The organism is Bradyrhizobium canariense (genome assembly GCF_019402665.1).
In the GTDB taxonomy this organism is placed as follows: domain Bacteria; phylum Pseudomonadota; class Alphaproteobacteria; order Rhizobiales; family Xanthobacteraceae; genus Bradyrhizobium; species Bradyrhizobium canariense.
On the sequence record NZ_VSST01000007.1, the window covers coordinates 16,124 to 31,785 of the forward strand.

At 64.6% G+C, this 15,662-nt stretch carries 17 protein-coding genes; 10 read left to right on the forward strand and 7 right to left on the reverse strand.

Going from position 1 to position 15,662, the window contains the following annotated elements:
* Window positions 1-192: 192 nt before the first annotated feature.
* The gene (locus FXB41_RS03100; protein WP_219679422.1) at window positions 193-1,206 is read right to left on the reverse strand and encodes a 1-aminocyclopropane-1-carboxylate deaminase; all 1,014 of its coding nucleotides are present in this window, start codon (window positions 1,204-1,206) and stop codon (window positions 193-195) included.
* Between the two features lie 164 nt (window positions 1,207-1,370).
* On the opposite strand from FXB41_RS03100, the gene FXB41_RS03105 reads away from it, so the two are divergent.
* A complete protein-coding gene (locus FXB41_RS03105) occupies window positions 1,371-1,835 on the forward strand; it encodes an Lrp/AsnC family transcriptional regulator (protein WP_007599137.1) in 465 nt (154 codons plus the stop codon).
* 6 nt (window positions 1,836-1,841) lie between these two features.
* On the opposite strand, the gene FXB41_RS03110 is transcribed toward FXB41_RS03105, so the two are convergent.
* The 3 genes from FXB41_RS03110 to FXB41_RS03120 are packed head-to-tail and all read right to left on the reverse strand — an operon-like array spanning window position 1,842 to window position 5,606.
* Window positions 1,842-3,146, reverse strand: coding sequence for a citrate-proton symporter (locus FXB41_RS03110; protein ID WP_007599138.1), 1,305 nt, complete (start codon window positions 3,144-3,146; stop codon window positions 1,842-1,844).
* 25 nt (window positions 3,147-3,171) lie between these two features.
* Window positions 3,172-4,629: an NAD(P)-binding domain-containing protein gene (locus tag FXB41_RS03115; RefSeq protein WP_219679425.1), complete on the reverse strand. Its 1,458-nt coding sequence runs from the start codon at window positions 4,627-4,629 to the stop codon at window positions 3,172-3,174.
* A complete protein-coding gene (locus FXB41_RS03120; RefSeq protein WP_007599140.1) occupies window positions 4,626-5,606 on the reverse strand; it encodes a LysR family transcriptional regulator in 981 nt (326 codons plus the stop codon). The genes FXB41_RS03115 and FXB41_RS03120 overlap by 4 nt, the downstream gene beginning before the upstream one ends.
* A gap of 86 nt (window positions 5,607-5,692) precedes the next feature.
* Between FXB41_RS03120 and FXB41_RS03125 the strand changes: the two genes are divergently transcribed.
* From FXB41_RS03125 to FXB41_RS03145, 5 genes are all read left to right on the forward strand, one after another.
* Window positions 5,693-6,850, forward strand: coding sequence for a PLP-dependent cysteine synthase family protein (locus FXB41_RS03125; RefSeq protein ID WP_219679473.1), 1,158 nt, complete (start codon window positions 5,693-5,695; stop codon window positions 6,848-6,850).
* Window positions 6,847-7,335 carry a CMD domain-containing protein gene (locus FXB41_RS03130; protein ID WP_007599142.1) on the forward strand — a complete coding sequence of 163 codons (489 nt, stop codon included), beginning with the start codon at window positions 6,847-6,849 and terminating at the stop codon, window positions 7,333-7,335. The genes FXB41_RS03125 and FXB41_RS03130 overlap by 4 nt, the downstream gene beginning before the upstream one ends.
* Window positions 7,335-7,922: a peroxidase-related enzyme gene (locus tag FXB41_RS03135; RefSeq protein ID WP_219679428.1), complete on the forward strand. Its 588-nt coding sequence runs from the start codon at window positions 7,335-7,337 to the stop codon at window positions 7,920-7,922. The genes FXB41_RS03130 and FXB41_RS03135 overlap by 1 nt, the downstream gene beginning before the upstream one ends.
* Window positions 7,923-8,028: 106 nt before the next feature.
* Window positions 8,029-8,589, forward strand: coding sequence for a carboxymuconolactone decarboxylase family protein (locus tag FXB41_RS03140; protein WP_007599144.1), 561 nt, complete (start codon window positions 8,029-8,031; stop codon window positions 8,587-8,589).
* A gap of 110 nt (window positions 8,590-8,699) precedes the next feature.
* Complete coding sequence (locus FXB41_RS03145) at window positions 8,700-8,945, forward strand: hypothetical protein (RefSeq protein WP_007599145.1); 246 nt, start codon at window positions 8,700-8,702, stop codon at window positions 8,943-8,945.
* Window positions 8,946-8,993: 48 nt separating this feature from the next.
* Here the strand turns inward: FXB41_RS03145 and FXB41_RS03150 are convergent, their stop codons facing one another.
* Window positions 8,994-9,929, reverse strand: a complete 936-nt coding sequence (locus FXB41_RS03150; RefSeq protein WP_007599146.1) for an alpha/beta hydrolase — start codon at window positions 9,927-9,929, stop codon at window positions 8,994-8,996.
* A gap of 117 nt (window positions 9,930-10,046) precedes the next feature.
* Between FXB41_RS03150 and FXB41_RS03155 the strand changes: the two genes are divergently transcribed.
* Complete coding sequence (locus FXB41_RS03155) at window positions 10,047-10,934, forward strand: branched-chain amino acid aminotransferase (protein ID WP_007599147.1); 888 nt, start codon at window positions 10,047-10,049, stop codon at window positions 10,932-10,934.
* An 11-nt stretch (window positions 10,935-10,945) separates the two neighbouring features.
* On the opposite strand, the gene FXB41_RS03160 is transcribed toward FXB41_RS03155, so the two are convergent.
* Window positions 10,946-11,563, reverse strand: a complete 618-nt coding sequence (locus FXB41_RS03160) for a class I SAM-dependent methyltransferase (RefSeq protein WP_219679431.1) — start codon at window positions 11,561-11,563, stop codon at window positions 10,946-10,948.
* A 42-nt stretch (window positions 11,564-11,605) separates the two neighbouring features.
* Window positions 11,606-12,202 carry a polyhydroxyalkanoate synthesis repressor PhaR gene (gene phaR, locus FXB41_RS03165; RefSeq protein ID WP_007599149.1) on the reverse strand — a complete coding sequence of 199 codons (597 nt, stop codon included), beginning with the start codon at window positions 12,200-12,202 and terminating at the stop codon, window positions 11,606-11,608.
* A 303-nt stretch (window positions 12,203-12,505) separates the two neighbouring features.
* Between phaR and FXB41_RS03170 the strand changes: the two genes are divergently transcribed.
* The 3 genes from FXB41_RS03170 to yddG all read left to right on the forward strand — a co-directional run bounded on the left by FXB41_RS03170 (window position 12,506) and on the right by yddG (window position 15,661).
* Entirely contained in the window at window positions 12,506-13,684 is a 1,179-nt protein-coding gene (locus tag FXB41_RS03170) for an acetyl-CoA C-acetyltransferase (protein WP_007599150.1), read from the forward strand.
* 240 nt (window positions 13,685-13,924) lie between these two features.
* The gene (phbB, locus tag FXB41_RS03175) at window positions 13,925-14,650 is read left to right on the forward strand and encodes an acetoacetyl-CoA reductase (protein WP_007599151.1); all 726 of its coding nucleotides are present in this window, start codon (window positions 13,925-13,927) and stop codon (window positions 14,648-14,650) included.
* Between the two features lie 141 nt (window positions 14,651-14,791).
* The gene (yddG, locus tag FXB41_RS03180; RefSeq protein ID WP_219679433.1) at window positions 14,792-15,661 is read left to right on the forward strand and encodes an aromatic amino acid exporter YddG; all 870 of its coding nucleotides are present in this window, start codon (window positions 14,792-14,794) and stop codon (window positions 15,659-15,661) included.
* Window position 15,662 lies beyond the last annotated feature (1 nt).

Sequence of the window (15,662 nt, forward strand, 5' to 3'; positions counted from 1 at the left end):
CACCCCCGCCGTCATCCCGGACAAGCGCAGCGAAGCGGAGCGCCGATCCGGGATCCATAGCCACAGGCCGTAGGAAAAGGCACGCTGACTGCCTCAGCGTGTTTCAACAATTGGCAGTCGGGGTAATGGGTCCTGGCTTTCGCCAGGACGACACTCGTGGGGAGGTGCGCGCCGCCTCACATCACCGACGCGCTAGCCGTTCCGGAACGCATACCCATAGCCGTTCAGCGCCGGCGCGCCGCCGAGATGGGCGTAGAGGATCTTCGCGCCTTTCTCGAAATAGCCCTTTTGCGTAAGGTCGATCAGGCCCTGCATCGACTTGCCCTCGTAGACGGGATCGGTGATCATGGCTTCGAGACGCGCGCTGAGGCGGATCGCCTCCTTGGTCTCTTCCGACGGCACGCCGTAGGCTGGATAAGCGTAATCCTCGATCAGCACGACGTCGTCGGCGACGAGATCCTGGCCGAGTTCGACAAGCTTGGCCGTGTTCTGCGCGATCGAGAGCACCTGCGCCTTGGTCTGCGCCGGGGTGAACGACGCGTCGATGCCGATCACCTTTCGCGCGCGGCCATCGGCGGCGAAGCCGACCAGCATGCCGGCATGGGTGGAGCCGGTGACGGTGCAGACCACGATGTAGTCGAACTTGAAGCCGAGCTCGGCTTCCTGCTTGCGCACTTCTTCGGCGAAGCCGACATAGCCGAGCCCGCCGAATTTGTGCACGGAGGCGCCGGCGGGAATCGCGTAGGGCTTGCCGCCCGCCGCCTTCACCTCCTCGATCGCTTCCTCCCAGCTCTTGCGGATGCCGATGTCGAAGCCGTCGTCCACCAGGCGCACGTCGGCGCCCATGATGCGCGACAGCATGATGTTGCCGACGCGGTCATAGACGGCGTCCTCGTGCGGCACCCAGGCTTCCTGCACCAGGCGGCACTTCATGCCGATCTTGGCAGCGACCGCCGCGATCATGCGGGTGTGGTTGGACTGCACGCCGCCGATCGAGACCAGCGTGTCGGCGTTCGAGGCGATCGCGTCGGGGATGATGTATTCGAGCTTGCGCAGCTTGTTGCCGCCATAGGCGAGCCCGGAATTGCAGTCCTCGCGCTTGGCGTAGACCTCGACATTGCCGCCGAGATGCTTCGAGAGCCGCTCCAGCTTCTCGATGGGCGTCGGACCAAAGGTCAGCGGATAGCGCGCGAATTTTTCGAGCATCGTCAGGTCATCCCGATTGGCGTTAAATGTCTGCGAAAACACTAACATCGCGCCGCAAAAAGGTGCTTTCAAATATTGCGCGTTTATTGCGCTCGATCTTGCGATAAGGGCGCCAATATGTGCTATTCCTTCCGGAATAGACGCTCGCAACGGAAGCTTCTTCCATGTCCGCCCGCCTCGACCGTATCGACCTTAAGATGTTGCGATTGCTGCAAAATAACGGCCGGCTCAGCAACGCCGAGCTGGCCGAAACCGTCGCCATCAGTCCCGCCACCTGTCATCGCCGCACCCAACGCCTGTTCGAGCACGGCTTCATCGCCGCCGTCCGCGCCATGGTCGCGCCGAAGAAGGTGGCAAAGGGCACGCTGGTGATGGTCGGCGTCGTGCTCGACCGTTCGACGCCGGAGAGCTTTGCGATCTTCGAGCAGGCGATCACCAGGCTGAAATTCGTGCTCGACTGCCACCTCGTCGCCGGCGACTTCGACTATTTCCTCAAGATCCGCGTCGGCGACATGGAGGACTTCAACCGTATCCATGGCGAGCAGCTGATCGCGCTGCCCGGCGTGCGCCAGACCCGCACCTTTTTCGTGATGAAGGAAGTCGTCGACAACGCACCGCTGGAGTTTTGAACGGCCTCACAACGCCTGTTCGACGATGCCGTCCGCGACCTGCTCCCGTCCGGCGTCCTCCGGTCGCATCGCGATCACCGCGATCAGCCCGAGGCCGACGCCGATCATCACATAGAAGATCGGCGCCAGCGGGGAGCCGGTGAGCGCGATCAGCCATGTCACGAAGAACTGGGCAAAGCCGCCGAATACCAGCACCGCGACATTGTTGACGATGGCAAGCGCGGTCGAGCGGACGCGGATCGGGAACAGCTCGACCAGCGTGGTGCAGTAGACGCCGAGGAAGAAGGCGCTGAAGAAGCCGATGACGACCTGGGCGACCAGGAGCCTTGCGATCGACGGCTCGGAGATCACCCAGCTATAGAGCGGATACAGCGAGACGAAATAGCCAATGAGCGAGACCAGCAGCAGCGGCCTGCGCGGGTAGCGGTCGGAGACGGCGCCGGCAACGGGAACGACGATCACCATCACGATCGCCGCGATCATCTGAACCAGGAAGCTCTGCATCAGCGGCAGCTTCAGCACCTCCTTGGCGTAGGTCACGGTGTAGCCGAAGGTGACGTAGAACGACACGGCGCTTGCCACCACCATGCCCATGCCGATCAGGAAATTGCGGCCGGGATTCTTCAGCGCGGCGATGAAATCTTCCTTGTGCACCGTCGCCATGCTGCGCCGGGACGCTTCGGGCTCGATGACGCTGGCGCGCATATAAAGCAGGATCGGAACGATCACGAGGCCGACGAAGAAGGGGATACGCCAGGCGCCGGCGGCAAGCTGCTCCTGCGTGAAGGTCAGCGTCAGGGCGGCGCCCAGCACTGCGCCGAGCACGTTGGCCATGAGCTGGCCGGCGATTTGCCACGAGCCATAGAAGCCGGTGCGGCCGGGAGGCGCCGCTTCGATCAGATAGGCGGTCGAGGTACCGAACTCGCCGCCGACCGAAAAGCCCTGTAACAGCCGCGCCAGCAGCACGATCAGGGGTGCCCCAATGCCGGCTGTCGCGTAGGTCGGCGTCAATGCCAACAGCGCGACCGACAGCGCCATGATGCCCATGCCGAGCGTCATCGCCGCCTTCCGCCCCTTGCGATCGCCGAAATAGCCGAGCACGAGGCCGCCGATCGGCCGCATGAAGAAACCGGTGCCGAACAGCGCGGTCGTCAGCAGCAGCGCGTTGATCTCACTGCCCGGAATTTTGGGGTCGACCGGAAAGAACAGGTTCTTGATGACCGGTGTCATCAGCGCGAACACGGTGAAGTCGTACCACTCCATTGCGTTGCCGGCGACCGCGGCCACGATGGCCTTCCTGTTCGTCTGCATCTCTCGCTTGCCTGTCCGGTTGTGCCTATTCGGCGGGTTGATGGGTGGCGTCGGCATCCTGCCATTCGTCGCCGGCGAGTTCCGGCGTTGCGAAGGCCTTGAGGTTGGCGAAATGAATCTCGCGATCCTCGACGAAGAGGCGGCGGACGATGCCGCGCGCGAGCCGGTCGGCGCCCTCGCTGATCGCGGGAATATCGCCGGAAAGCTTTCCGTGGCTCAGCGTCGCCGGATAGTTGAAACAGTGCAGCCGTGCCAGCATCGGGCAGGCGCCTGACTGCTTCTCCAGGAACTGAAAGCTGTCGCCGAGGTCGGGCGAGTTTTCCAGCTCTGCATTGTTCATGCCGTCAGGCGTCGGGAAGCGGTCGCTCCAGAAGCGGATATGCGGCGCGAACGCGGCAAGCTCGTCGCGCAACGCGAGGTCGACCTTGAAGCCGGTGCCGAAGATGATGAAGTCGGTCGCATAGCGGCCCTTCGGTGTCGTCACCATGAGATGATCCTCTTTGACGACGAGATCATCGATCGGGCTTGCGAGATGGAAATGAGCCTGCGGATAGGCGGAGACGCGCAGCACGCTCTGCCGCGGCGGCGGCGTCTGCGCTTTCAGCGTGTGATCGAGGAAGCGCCATTTCCAGTCGTCCGTCAGGCCGGCAAAGCCGTGCACGACCCCCTGGCTGCCGATGCCGGTGAATTTGTTGACGCGCGGGATGTCTGCGCGCCGGATGAAGAGATCGAGGCGCGCGGCGCCCGCCTCCAGCGCCATCGCCGCGTTGTCCATCGCGGATGCGCCCGCGCCGACGACGGCCACGCGCCTGCCGCGAATCTTTTCGAAGTCGATCGGGTCGGAGGAATGGGCCCAGAAGCGCCGGTCGATGCCGTCGGCGAGCGGCGGCACGTAAGCGCCGCCGAGGCCGTCGCGCCCCGTCGCCAGCACGACATGCCGCGCGAGAATGTGTCGCGACGTGCCACCTTCGCTGATTTCGAGCGCGAACAATTCATCGGGGCGCGCGTGGATACGCTCAACCGAGACCCCGTTGCGGACTGGAAGGCCCAGCACTTTGCGGTACCATATCAAGTAATCCATCCATACCGTGCGCGGCGCGCGGTCGAGCGCCTGCCAGGCTGGCTCGCCATATTGCGCCTCGTAGAAGGCGCGGAAGGTCAGCGCCGGCATGCCCATCGCGGGGCCGGTCAATTCCTTGGGTGAGCGCAGCGTCCGCATCCGCGCGAACGTGACCCAGGGACCTTCCTCGCCTGCGCACGCGCGGTCGAGCACGAGCTGGTTGTCGACGCCGAGACGCTTGAGCATGGCGGAGGCGACGAGGCCGGCCATGCCGGCACCGACGATGACGACGTCGACGACGCCCTCGCCATCGACGACGCGGCGGGGCACCCATGACTTGGCCGGCAGTTCGAGCCAGGCCAGATCCTGCTTCAGGCGCGCTTCAAGTGCCCCGAGGCCCGCCGCACCAGGTGTCATCGTCATGAGGAAGCTTTCTCGAATTTAGTGGTTTCGTCGCCGGCCTCGGCTAGCGCGGTGGCGCCGCTATGGAGCCTTGCGCCAGGCATCAGCGCGACCGCGGCGCGCAGAGCGCCGTTGAGCGCGGCAACCGTCGGCGTCAGCTCGCGCCCGGTCGGCGCAATCGCGGCGAACAGGAACGAAATGGACACATCCAACGGCCGGGTGACGACGCCTTCAACCGGCAGGCTGGAAGTCAGCACCGGCTCGACCACGGCGATGCCGAGCGTCTGCTTGGCCATGGCAATCGCCGTCAGTGAAGCGTTGGTGTCGATGACCTCAGCGGGCACGACACCTTCACGCTCCAGCGCCTCCTCCACGCGGCGGCGAAGCCGGTAGGGGTTGGCCATCGTCAGCAGCCGGACGCCACTAAGATCCTTCAGGCGAATGACCTTCTTCTTCGCCAGCGGGTGATCCATCGCGAGGCACGCAACGCACGGCACCTCGCAGACCCACTGCACATCGAGTCCGGGATGCTGGATCGGCAGGCTCGCAAGACCGAAATCGACCGACTGCGACAGCACCGATTGAACCACATTCTCGGCCGAGAGCGCCTGCACGTGGATCTGGCTTGGTAGCAACTCGCGTTCGAGCGCTGCGAGCGCAGCCGGGACGAAGCCGGCCGCCAGCGCCGGGATCGCCGCCAGGCTGAGCACGGGAAGCGCACCCGCGCCGATCGCGTTGGCACGCTGGCGGATGTGCTTCAGGCCCATCAGAAGCCGCTCGACCTCAGCATGAAACAGGAGGCCTTTCGGTGTCGGGCTGATGCGCGGGCCATTCCGGGTGAACAGGAGATAGCCGACGTCAGCCTCGAGATCCTGGATCTGACGCGTCGTGACCGGCTGCGAACGGCCGAGCAACCGCGCCGCACCGGTGATGCTGCCGGCCGACATCACGGCGGCGAAGGCCTCGAGAAGGCGAATGTCGATAACGTCCTGGTTCATGGTCTGGTTGTCCGAATTATGCGAATATAGAATGAACAATATTTCTTGATGTGCAATAGGTATTATGAGAAGTTGAGGTCATGTCGATGGAGCCAAACCCCTTGCGCCACCACAATCCGGCCGGACCGGCTTATCGGCGCGGCTGGGTCGATGAGGCCGTGGCGGCGATCGAAGCCGACCAGTGCCGCACGGCCGACACGCATCTGATCCGGCTGATCGTGCCGGCGCTATCAGGCATCGACATCTATCTGAAGGACGAGTCCACGCATCCGACCGGCAGCCTGAAGCACCGGCTCGCGCGCTCGCTCTTCCTTTACGCGCTCTGCAACGGCCACATCCGCGAAGGCACGCCCGTCGTCGAAGCCTCGTCGGGATCGACCGCGGTGTCGGAAGCCTATTTCGCACAGATGATCGGCGTGCCCTTCTATGCCGTGATGCCGCGCACGACCTCGGCAGAGAAGATCGCCGCGATCGAGCATTACGGCGGCAACTGCCATCTGATCGATGACGGCCGTGCACTCTATGCGGAAGCGGCGGCGCTCGCCGCCCGGCTGAACGGCCACTATATGGACCAGTTCACTTTCGCCGAGCGCGCCACCGACTGGCGCGGCAACAACAACATCGCCGAATCGATCTTTACGCAATTGAAGGGCGAGACGCGTCCGTTGCCGGACTGGATCGTGATGGGGGCGGGCACCGGTGGCACCTCGGCCACGCTCGGACGCTATCTGCGCTATCGCCAGTACCCGACGCGGCTGTGCGTTGCCGATGTCGAGCATTCCGCCTTCTTCGACTGCTTCCGCTCGCAGGACCGCTCCCATGTCTGCGAGCGGCCTTCGCTGATCGAAGGCGTCGGTCGGCCCCGCTGCGAACCCTCCTTCGTGCCGGGCGTCGTCGATCGCATGATGAAGATCCCGGATGTCGCAACGATCGCAGCGATGAACGTGCTGTCGCGCCGGCTGCGCCGGCCAGTTGGCGGCTCGACCGGCACCAATTTCCTGGCGCTCTGCCGCATTGCCTCGGAGATGAGCACCGCCGGCAAAACCGGATCGTTGGTCACGCTGATCTGCGATTCCGGCGAGCGCTACCGGCAGACCTATTATGATCCCACGTGGCTAAAAGCTCGCGGCCTTGATCCGATGCCGATCGAGGCTGCCCTGTCGGCGTTTCTCGATACGGCGCAGCCGCCGGCGCTCGCCGTCGAGGACGTCGCCAATCCACAGAGCTTGCGGAGCAGTGCTTGACCACGCTGATCGAAACCATTGTCGGGGTGCCCGCGGCGTCGCGGCTCGGCCACGCTCTGAACGCCCGCACCGAGATTTTGCGCCTCAGCGAAGCAGCCCATGACGCGGTGCTGCTGCCGCGCGAGCCCGGCGGTCTGAGCCACGGCTTGCGGGCGGCACTCGCGGCGCGGATGTGCCGGCATGTCGGCGACGAGGCGCTGACCGCGCACTACGACTCCTATCTGGCGCATTCGAGCGATCTTGACTTCGCCGTGCTCGCCCGGCCCGGCGGTGTGTGTGGCGATCCCCTGCACGATGCCATGGCCCGCCACGCCGATCTGCTGACGCTTTCGCCGCGCGAGTCGACGCGACAGGACATCGCGGCGCTGAAGGCGGCCGGCGTCAGCGAGGCCGATATCGTGCGGCTGTCCGAGCTTGGCGCCTTCGTGAACTACCAGCTGCGGGTCCTTGCCGGCCTCAGGCTCCTGAAAGAGATCGAAGCCTGATGAGCGAGGTCGTCCACAACTTCACTAGCACGATCCCGACCTGGTCGCCTTATGTCACGCCGGTCGAGCTCGCCTCGGCGACGCCCGAGCAGCTCGCGGCGATGAAGGTCACCCCCTCCAACAAGGGCGTCTCGCCTTACGTGCTGACGCTGGCGCATGACCCGGAGTCGCTCGCGGTGCGCTCGCCGCTGTTCAACCTCATTATGTATGGCAAGGACGGACTGTCCCCGGCGGAGCGCGAGCTCGGCGCGCTGAGTGCCTCGGTCGTCAACCGCTGCATCTATTGCGCCGCCGTGCACGCCTCACGCTTCATCAATTACTCCGGGCGCAAAGAGGTCGTCGAGGAGATCTTTACCGACGAGCGCGATTCCACGCTGGAGGCACGCGAGCAGGCCCTGTTCAATTTCGCTACAAAACTCTCGACGACTCCGATCGAAGCGAGCGCAGACGATGCGCGCGCACTTGGCGAGGCCGGGCTCAGCGAGCTTGAGCAGCTCGACCTGGTGCTGTCGGCCGCGATCTTCGGCTGGGCCAACCGGCTGATGCATACGCTGGGCGAGCCGCTGGTGCGGCCGGAGGCATCGTAACCGACGCCATCGGGTCGCTCGCCCCGAACCGAATGTCACGGCAACTTCACTTGCCTTGCGCGTGCGTGCGGGCGAGTTTCGCGGCTTCTCAACGAGGAGACCTGCCGTGCGCCTTCCCATTCTCGATCCGAAAGACCTGAGTGCCGAACAGAAGCCGCTCTACGACGACATGCGAGCCGGCATCAAGGACCACTTCAAGGGCTTTGTGAACATGCGCGACGATGGCGCGCTGCTCGGGCCCTGGAATCCATGGATCCGCGAGCCGCGGTTCGGCAAGCCAGTGTGGGAGCTGGTCAAGGCGATCGCGGCGAACCCGCTGCTGCCGGCGCCGGTGCGTGAGGTCGCGATCCTTGTCACCGGCTCGCATTTCCGCTCCGGCTACGAGCTCTATGCGCATGTGCTGGTCGCCGAGCAGCGCGGCCTCTCCGACGAGAAGCTCGCGACCATCGTCGCCGGACAGCGGCCGGTCGATCTCACCAAGCAGGAGGCGGTCGCCTACGATGTGGCGTCCGCATTGGTCAGCGGCGGCGTGCTGCCGGAACTGACTTATCGGGCCGCCGTCAAGGAATTCGGCGAGCACGGCGCGGCCGAACTGTCCTATCTCGTCGGCATTTACTGCATGGTGTCGGTGACGCTCAACACGTTCGACGTGCCGGTGCCAGACTGACCACGCTGGCCCAGCTGCTGGACTGGACGGAGGCGTCACGGTACCCTGCCGCCGCCATGGCGACGCATCGCCGGTCACGATCGAAGTGCAATGAAGAGGGAACGACAGCCATGGACACGTCACGCCGCATCCTGCTCGCCGGACTGGCGGGACTCGCCGTTGCGCCGACCGCCGCAGGAGCCGCGTCCTCGGCCGCGTCCGACGACGTGACGGTCGCCGAAGAGCGCTTTGCGCGCATGATCGCGGCTGCGCATGCGCCCGACGTCACCTGCGCGCGACAGGCCGAGCGTTATGCGGATGCGCATTGGCCAAACTACGTCGCGGCGGCGCGTTCCGTCATCGAGGCGAGAGCGTGAGGCATTCTCTTTCCTCTTCCGTTGCGGGAGACGGCAACACGAGGTGCTTCACGTCCCCACCGCCCGCCTGACCTGCTCACCGATCTGCGACAGCACAAGCTGCGCCTGCGGCAGGATTGCGCCCATGGCGTGGAAATTGTGGACCATGCCCTCGTGGCAGACGTGCTCGACCGTGACGCCCGCAGCGAGCAGCTTGCGGGCATAGGCATTGCCCTCGTCGCGCATCGGGTCGAACTCGGCGGTGTGGATGATGGCGGTCGGCAGGCCCGCAAGCCGTGTCGCGCGCAAGGGCGAGATGCGCGGATCGGCAGCATCAAGGTCCTCGGGCAGATAATCGGCGAGATCGGCTTCGATCGTGACGCGGTCGATCAGGTGCCCCTCGGCGAACGCCTGCCGCGACGGCGAGGCCTCCTCGAAATCCAGCACCGGGCAGATCAGGCATTGCGCGACGATGGAAAGGCCAGCTGTCTGCGCCGCCTCCTGACACACGATCGCGGCGAGCGTTGCACCGGCGGAATCGCCGCCGAGCACCAGACGTCCGGCGTCGATGCCGAGCGATGCGGCCTCGCGCGCCACCCATTCGGTGGCAGCAACCGCATCGTCCACGGCGGCGGGGAATTTGTGCTCGGGCGCCAGCCGGTAATCGACCGAGACGAGGCGGCAGCCGGTCGCATGTGCCAGCGCCGCCGCGATGCGGTCATGCGTGGCAATGCTGCCGGCAACGAGCCCGCCGCCGTGAAAGAACACGAAGCCGGGCGCGCGATCATCGGCGCCTGCCGGTGAATAGAGGCGATAGGGCAGCGCGCCGCCGGGACCAGGCAGCATGCCGTCGGACGTCGTCACGTCAGGCGCATCGGCGCGCGCAAACTGCATCAGCTTTGCCAATGATTGCCGCCGTGCCTCCACGCTGGGCCGGCTCCGTGCCTGCGGCGCAGCCGCAGCCATCATGGTCAACAAACGCTTTGCGAGCGGATCGAGCGGCATGGTGCTTCCTTTCCCCGTCCGGGAGGGTAACTCACCATTTTCCCGCAGGGAATCATTTAGAAATTGCGCCCAATAGTGGCGCTATAATGCGGCACCACGCCAAGGGAGAGGCCGGTCATGGCCGAGATCAAAAAGCCCATTGCATATTCGCCAAGTTGGACCTTCTTCGAGGGCAAATGGCATGACGGCAATGTGCCGATCATGGGTCCGCGCACGCATGCGGCCTGGCTCGGCTCGGTCGTGTTCGACGGCGCGCGGGTGTTCGAAGGCGTCGCGCCCGATCTCGACCGCCACGTTGCCCGCGCCAATCAGTCCGCCATCAACTTTGGGCTGAAGCCGGTGGTCGATACCGGAACCTGGATGACACTCGCAAATGAGGGCATCGCGCGCTTCGCGCCGAATGCCGAGCTCTACGTCCGTCCGATGTATTGGGCGCAGAACGGCTCGGGCGGCGGCGTGCTGTTCGATCCCGAGACCACTGATTGGTGCCTATGCATCTACGAGGCGCCAATGCCGAAACCCGTCGGCAATGCGATCACGCTGTCGCCGTTCCGCAGGCCCACCGCCGAGTGCGCGCCGGTCGAGGCCAAGGCCGCCTGTCTCTATCCGAACAATTCGCGCGCGCTTGCCGAGGCCGCCTCGCGCGGCTTCCAGAACGCGCTGATGCTCGACATGCTCGGCAACGTCGCGGAGTTCGGCAATTCCAACGTGTTCATGGCCAAGGACGGCGTGGTCTACACACCGGCGCCGAACGGCACTTTTCTCAACGGCGTCACCCGCCAGCGCGTCATCAGCCTGCTTCGCGCCGACGGCGTCACCGTGGTCGAGAAGACGCTGCGCTATGCCGACTTCCTCGCCGCCGACGAGATCTTTTCCACCGGCAATTTCGCAAAAGTCGCGCCGGTGATCCGCATTGACGATCGCGAGCTGCAGCCGGGCCCGCTCTACATTCGCGCGCGCAAGCTCTATTGGGACTTTGCCCATGCCGTGAAGCTGGCGGCTTGAATAGCACTGTCCTAGCTGCGTCGCTTGAACCGGCTGAACTGAAACGCCTGCATCGAATTCCACGGCGTCTGGTGCGCCTCGTTGCGCGTTTCGACGAGCTCGAATCCCGGCCCGAGCTCCGCCGCAAGACTCGCGCTGTCATGACGCTGCACCGGCAGGCCGCTGCATTTCTCGGGGCCGTCGAGTGCAAACGTCGCAATGATGACGTGGCCGCCGGGCGCAACCGCCGACCGCAGCCGCTCGATGTATGCGGTCCTGTCGCGGGAGTCGGTCAGGAAGTGAAACGCCGCCCGATCGTGCCATAGATCGTAGGTCTTTGCCGGGCGCCATGTCGTGGCGTCGGCAACGATCCAGTCGACCGTCGACGCGGCTGCGCCGATTCGCTTCTTTGCAGCGTCAAGCGCATTGGCAGAGAGATCCAGCACGGCGACGTCGCGATATCCGTCCAGCAGGAGAGCATCGACAAGTCGCGATGCGCCGCCGCCGATGTCGAGGATGGCGGCCGCGCGGTCCGGATTGGCCGCCCGGATCATTGCAAGCGAAGTCGCCGGACTGCTCTGAAACCAGCTGACCTCGGCTTCGCCCCTGGTGGCGTAAACATTGTCCCAATGGGTGCTTCGGTCGGACATGCGCGTCCTCCGGCTTGCCGGGAGCCGGCGCAGAGGGACGATCTACTCGTCCTTCTTCGACATCCGCTCGAGGCGTTCCTGCATGTCCTTCATCTGCTGGCGCAGATCGTCGATGTTGCTGTCCTTCGGCGCTTCGGCAGTCGCCTCGGGGGCCGGCTCCGCGGAGCCCGCGGGGCGGGCTGCGCCGGGCGCGAAAGGCTTGAACATCGAGAAGGTCTGCTGGAACAGCTCCATGTTGCGGCGGACCTGTTCCTCCAGCGGCGCAAACGGGGTTCCGGACAGGGAGGTGGCGATCTGTTTGCGGAACTTCTCCTGCTCCTGCGTCAGCGACGCGATGGCCTGCTCCAGATATTTCGGCACCACCATCTGCATGCTGTCGCCGTAGAAGCGGATCAGCTGGCGCAGGAAGGTGGTCGGGAGCAGGTTCTGGCCGGCCTTGTTCTCCTGCTCGAAGATGATCTGGGCAAGCACGGAGCGGGTGATGTCGTCGCCGGTCTTGGCGTCGTAGACCAGGAAATCTTCGCCGTCCTTGACCATGGAGGCGAGGTCTTCCAGCGTCACGTAAGTGCTCGTTCCGGTGTTATAGAGCCGGCGGTTCGCGTATTTCTTGATGGTGGTGGGTTGGTCTGATTTCGCCATGGGCTCTCACTTGCAAGCGCGGAGAACGGGAACCTGTCGGGCTATGCCGCAGGGCGGGAAGAGTACGCAACGCAACAAAATAAGCATTTTCAAAGGGGTCACGCTACCGTTTTGTGCGCCACGGTTAATCGGGCAGCAAAAACGTGCTTGCGAAAGCGCCAAGAACGCTATTTTGAATGCGCTGCGGGATGAATTCGGCCGCCGGCCGATTGACATGCCTCAACGACGTTAACAGGATGCCGTCCGAGACTGGCGAGCCGTTTCCCCAGCCCCCTCTGCCCCCATTCAACCCAGGAGATGCCCATGTCAGACGATGTCGTCATCGTCAGCGCCGCCCGCACCCCGGTCGGAAGCTTCAACGGAGCGTTCGCAACCCTTCCCGCCCATGATCTCGGGGCCATCGCCATCAAGGCCGCGCTGGAGCGCGGCGGCATCGAGCCCGGCCGGGTCTCCGAAGTCATCATGGGCCAGATCCTGACCGCCGCCCAAGGCCAGAACCCGGCTCGCCAGGCTTCGATCAATGCCGGCATTCCGGTCGAGAGCCCGGCCTGGGGCGTCAACCAGCTCTGCGGTTCGGGCCTGCGCACTGTTGCGCTCGGCTATCAGGCGCTGCTCAACGGCGATTCCGAGATCGTGGTGGCCGGCGGCCAGGAATCCATGAGCATGGCTCCGCACGCCCAGTATCTGCGCGGCGGCGTCAAGATGGGCGCGGTCGAATTCATCGACACCATGATCAAGGACGGCCTGTGGGACGCCTTCAACGGCTATCACATGGGCAACACCGCCGAGAACGTCGCGCGGCAGTGGCAGATCACCCGCGCCCAGCAGGACGAGTTCGCGGTCGCCTCGCAGCAGAAGGCCGAGGCCGCGCAGAAGGCCGGTAGATTCAACGACGAAATCGTTCCCGTCACCATCAAGGGACGCAAGGGCGATGTCGTCGTCAGCGCCGACGAATATCCGCGCCATGGCGCAACGGTCGACGCGATGGCGAAGCTCCGTCCCGCCTTCGAGAAGGACGGCACGGTCACCGCGGGTTCGGCCTCCGGCATCAATGACGGCGCCGCCGTCGTGGTGCTGATGACCGCCAAACAGGCCGCCAAGGAAGGCAAGACGCCGCTCGCGCGCATCGTGTCCTGGGCGCAGGCGGGCGTCGATCCGAAGATCATGGGCTCGGGCCCGATCCCGGCCTCGCGCGCCGCGCTGAAGAAGGCCGGCTGGAACGTCGGCGATCTCGACCTGATCGAAGCTAACGAAGCCTTCGCGGCGCAGGCTTGTGCCGTCAACAAGGATCTCGGCTGGGATACCTCGAAGGTCAATGTCAACGGCGGCGCGATCGCGATCGGCCATCCGGTCGGTGCCTCCGGCGCCCGCGTGCTGGTGACGCTGCTCCACGAAATGCAGAAGCGGGATTCGAAGAAGGGTCTCGCCACGCTGTGCATCGGCGGCGGCATGGGTATCGCGATGTGTGTGGCGCGCGACTGAGATAGTTGACGCGTCATTTGCGCGTGCGTTGCACACGTGACTGAGTGCGTTGCACGCGATTAAAAAAGCAGCGGTTGCAAATCAAATATTCTTCGCAACCGTACAAGCCTCGACTAAAGAGAAACGCCCGGCTCGATGCCGGGCGTTTTGTTCTTGATGTCCGTCAAACCAACCGCATAATCCACCGTTAAAAACGATCACACAGAAACGTCCGAAGAGTCCAAGGGAAGGAAATACGATATGGCACGTGTTGCATTGGTGACGGGTGGTACGCGGGGCATCGGAGCTGCCATCGGCAAGGCGCTGAAGGCGGCCGGCTACAAGGTTGCGGCGAGCTATGCCGGCAACGACGCGGCGGCGGAGAAGTTCAAGGCCGAGACCGGCATCGCCGTCTACAAATGGGACGTCAGCAGTTTCGATGCCTGCGCCGAGGGCGTGAAGAAGGTCGAGGCCGAGGTTGGCCCAATCGACGTGCTCGTCAACAATGCCGGCATTACCAAGGACGGCGCCTTCCACAAGATGAGCCTCGAGCAATGGAACGCCGTGATCGGCACCAATCTCGGCTCGCTGTTCAACATGTCGCGCCAGGTCATCGAGGGCATGCGTGGACGCAAGTTCGGCCGCATCATCAACATCTCCTCGATCAACGGGCAGAAGGGTCAGTTCGGTCAGGTGAACTATTCGGCGGCGAAGGCGGGCGAGATCGGCTTCACCAAGGCGCTGGCGATCGAGAACGCCAAGGGCGGTATCACCGTGAATGCGATCTGCCCCGGCTACATCAACACCGAGATGGTGCAGGCGGTGCCGAAGGACGTGCTGGAAAAGGCCATCTTGCCGCTGATCCCGATCGGCCGTCTCGGTGAGCCCGAGGAAATCGCGCGCGCGGTCGTGTTCCTTGCCGCCGACGAGGCCGGCGCCATCACCGGCTCGACGCTGACCGTCAACGGCGGCCAATACATGGTGTGATGCGCAGGCATCACGTTCGATCATATCGGTAACTTCGGCATGCCCGGGCTTGTCCCGGGCATCCACGGCCTTACAACATCCGTCGCCACGAAAGAACGTGGATGGCCGGGACAAGCCCGCCATGACGAGAGTATGTGGCCGATGACTCCCCGCACTGCGACGCTGATCGGATTGACCGCGATCCTGATGTGGTCGTTACTGTCGGTGATGACGGTGGCGACCGGAAAGATCCCGGCGTTCCAGCTGGCCGCGATGACGTTCGCGATCGGCGGTCTCGTCGGCCTGCTCACCTGGATCGGCCGCGGCTCGGCGGCCAAAAGCCTGCGTCAGCCGCTGGCCGTGTGGATCGTCGGTGTCGGCGGACTGTTTGGCTATCACGCGCTTTATTTCCTCGCGCTGCGCTTCGCGCCGCCGGCTGAAGCCGGCTTGCTGAATTATCTGTGGCCGCTTCTGATCGTGCTGTTCTCGTCGTTTCTGCCGGGCGAGCGGCTGGCCGTGCATCACGTCGTCGGCGCCGTGCTCGGTCTCGTCGGCACCGTGCTGCTGTTCGCCGGGAACACCTCGGGCTTCACGCAGGGACAATTGCCGGGTCTGGCCGCGGCCTTCATCGCAGCCTTCGTGTGGGCGATCTATTCGGTGTTGTCGCGGCGATTGAAGGCGGTGCCGACCGATGCGGTCGCGGGATTCTGCCTCGCCACGGCGTTGCTTGCCGCGCTGATGCATGGCCTGCTTGAAGCCACGGTATGGCCGGACACGACGCTGCAATGGCTCTCCGTCATCGCGCTCGGCATCGGTCCGGTCGGTGCTGCGTTCTACGCCTGGGACATCGGCATGAAGCGCGGCGACATCCGCGTGCTCGGCGCCGCATCCTACGCGACGCCGCTACTCTCGACTGGCTTCCTCATCGCCGCTGGCTTTGCGAAGGCGAGCGCCAACATCGCCATCGCCGCGATCCTGATCGCCGGCGGCGGCTTGATCGCGGCCAGGGACATGGTGTCGAGGAAACGGTGAG

What these genes read in the sequence shown, in the direction of transcription:
- FXB41_RS03100 (WP_219679422.1), bottom strand. Translation starts at nt 1,206, where the DNA reads ATGCTCGAAAAATTCGCGCGCTATCCGCTGACCTTTGGTCCGACGCCC.
- FXB41_RS03105 (WP_007599137.1), top strand. Translation starts at nt 1,371, where the DNA reads ATGTCCGCCCGCCTCGACCGTATCGACCTTAAGATGTTGCGATTGCTG.
- FXB41_RS03110 (WP_007599138.1), bottom strand. Translation starts at nt 3,146, where the DNA reads ATGCAGACGAACAGGAAGGCCATCGTGGCCGCGGTCGCCGGCAACGCA.
- FXB41_RS03115 (WP_219679425.1), bottom strand. Translation starts at nt 4,629, where the DNA reads ATGACGATGACACCTGGTGCGGCGGGCCTCGGGGCACTTGAAGCGCGC.
- FXB41_RS03120 (WP_007599140.1), bottom strand. Translation starts at nt 5,606, where the DNA reads ATGAACCAGGACGTTATCGACATTCGCCTTCTCGAGGCCTTCGCCGCC.
- FXB41_RS03125 (WP_219679473.1), top strand. Translation starts at nt 5,693, where the DNA reads ATGGAGCCAAACCCCTTGCGCCACCACAATCCGGCCGGACCGGCTTAT.
- FXB41_RS03135 (WP_219679428.1), top strand. Translation starts at nt 7,335, where the DNA reads ATGAGCGAGGTCGTCCACAACTTCACTAGCACGATCCCGACCTGGTCG.
- FXB41_RS03145 (WP_007599145.1), top strand. Translation starts at nt 8,700, where the DNA reads ATGGACACGTCACGCCGCATCCTGCTCGCCGGACTGGCGGGACTCGCC.
- FXB41_RS03150 (WP_007599146.1), bottom strand. Translation starts at nt 9,929, where the DNA reads ATGCCGCTCGATCCGCTCGCAAAGCGTTTGTTGACCATGATGGCTGCG.
- FXB41_RS03155 (WP_007599147.1), top strand. Translation starts at nt 10,047, where the DNA reads ATGGCCGAGATCAAAAAGCCCATTGCATATTCGCCAAGTTGGACCTTC.
- FXB41_RS03160 (WP_219679431.1), bottom strand. Translation starts at nt 11,563, where the DNA reads ATGTCCGACCGAAGCACCCATTGGGACAATGTTTACGCCACCAGGGGC.
- phaR (WP_007599149.1), bottom strand. Translation starts at nt 12,202, where the DNA reads ATGGCGAAATCAGACCAACCCACCACCATCAAGAAATACGCGAACCGC.
- FXB41_RS03170 (WP_007599150.1), top strand. Translation starts at nt 12,506, where the DNA reads ATGTCAGACGATGTCGTCATCGTCAGCGCCGCCCGCACCCCGGTCGGA.
- phbB (WP_007599151.1), top strand. Translation starts at nt 13,925, where the DNA reads ATGGCACGTGTTGCATTGGTGACGGGTGGTACGCGGGGCATCGGAGCT.
- yddG (WP_219679433.1), top strand. Translation starts at nt 14,792, where the DNA reads ATGACTCCCCGCACTGCGACGCTGATCGGATTGACCGCGATCCTGATG.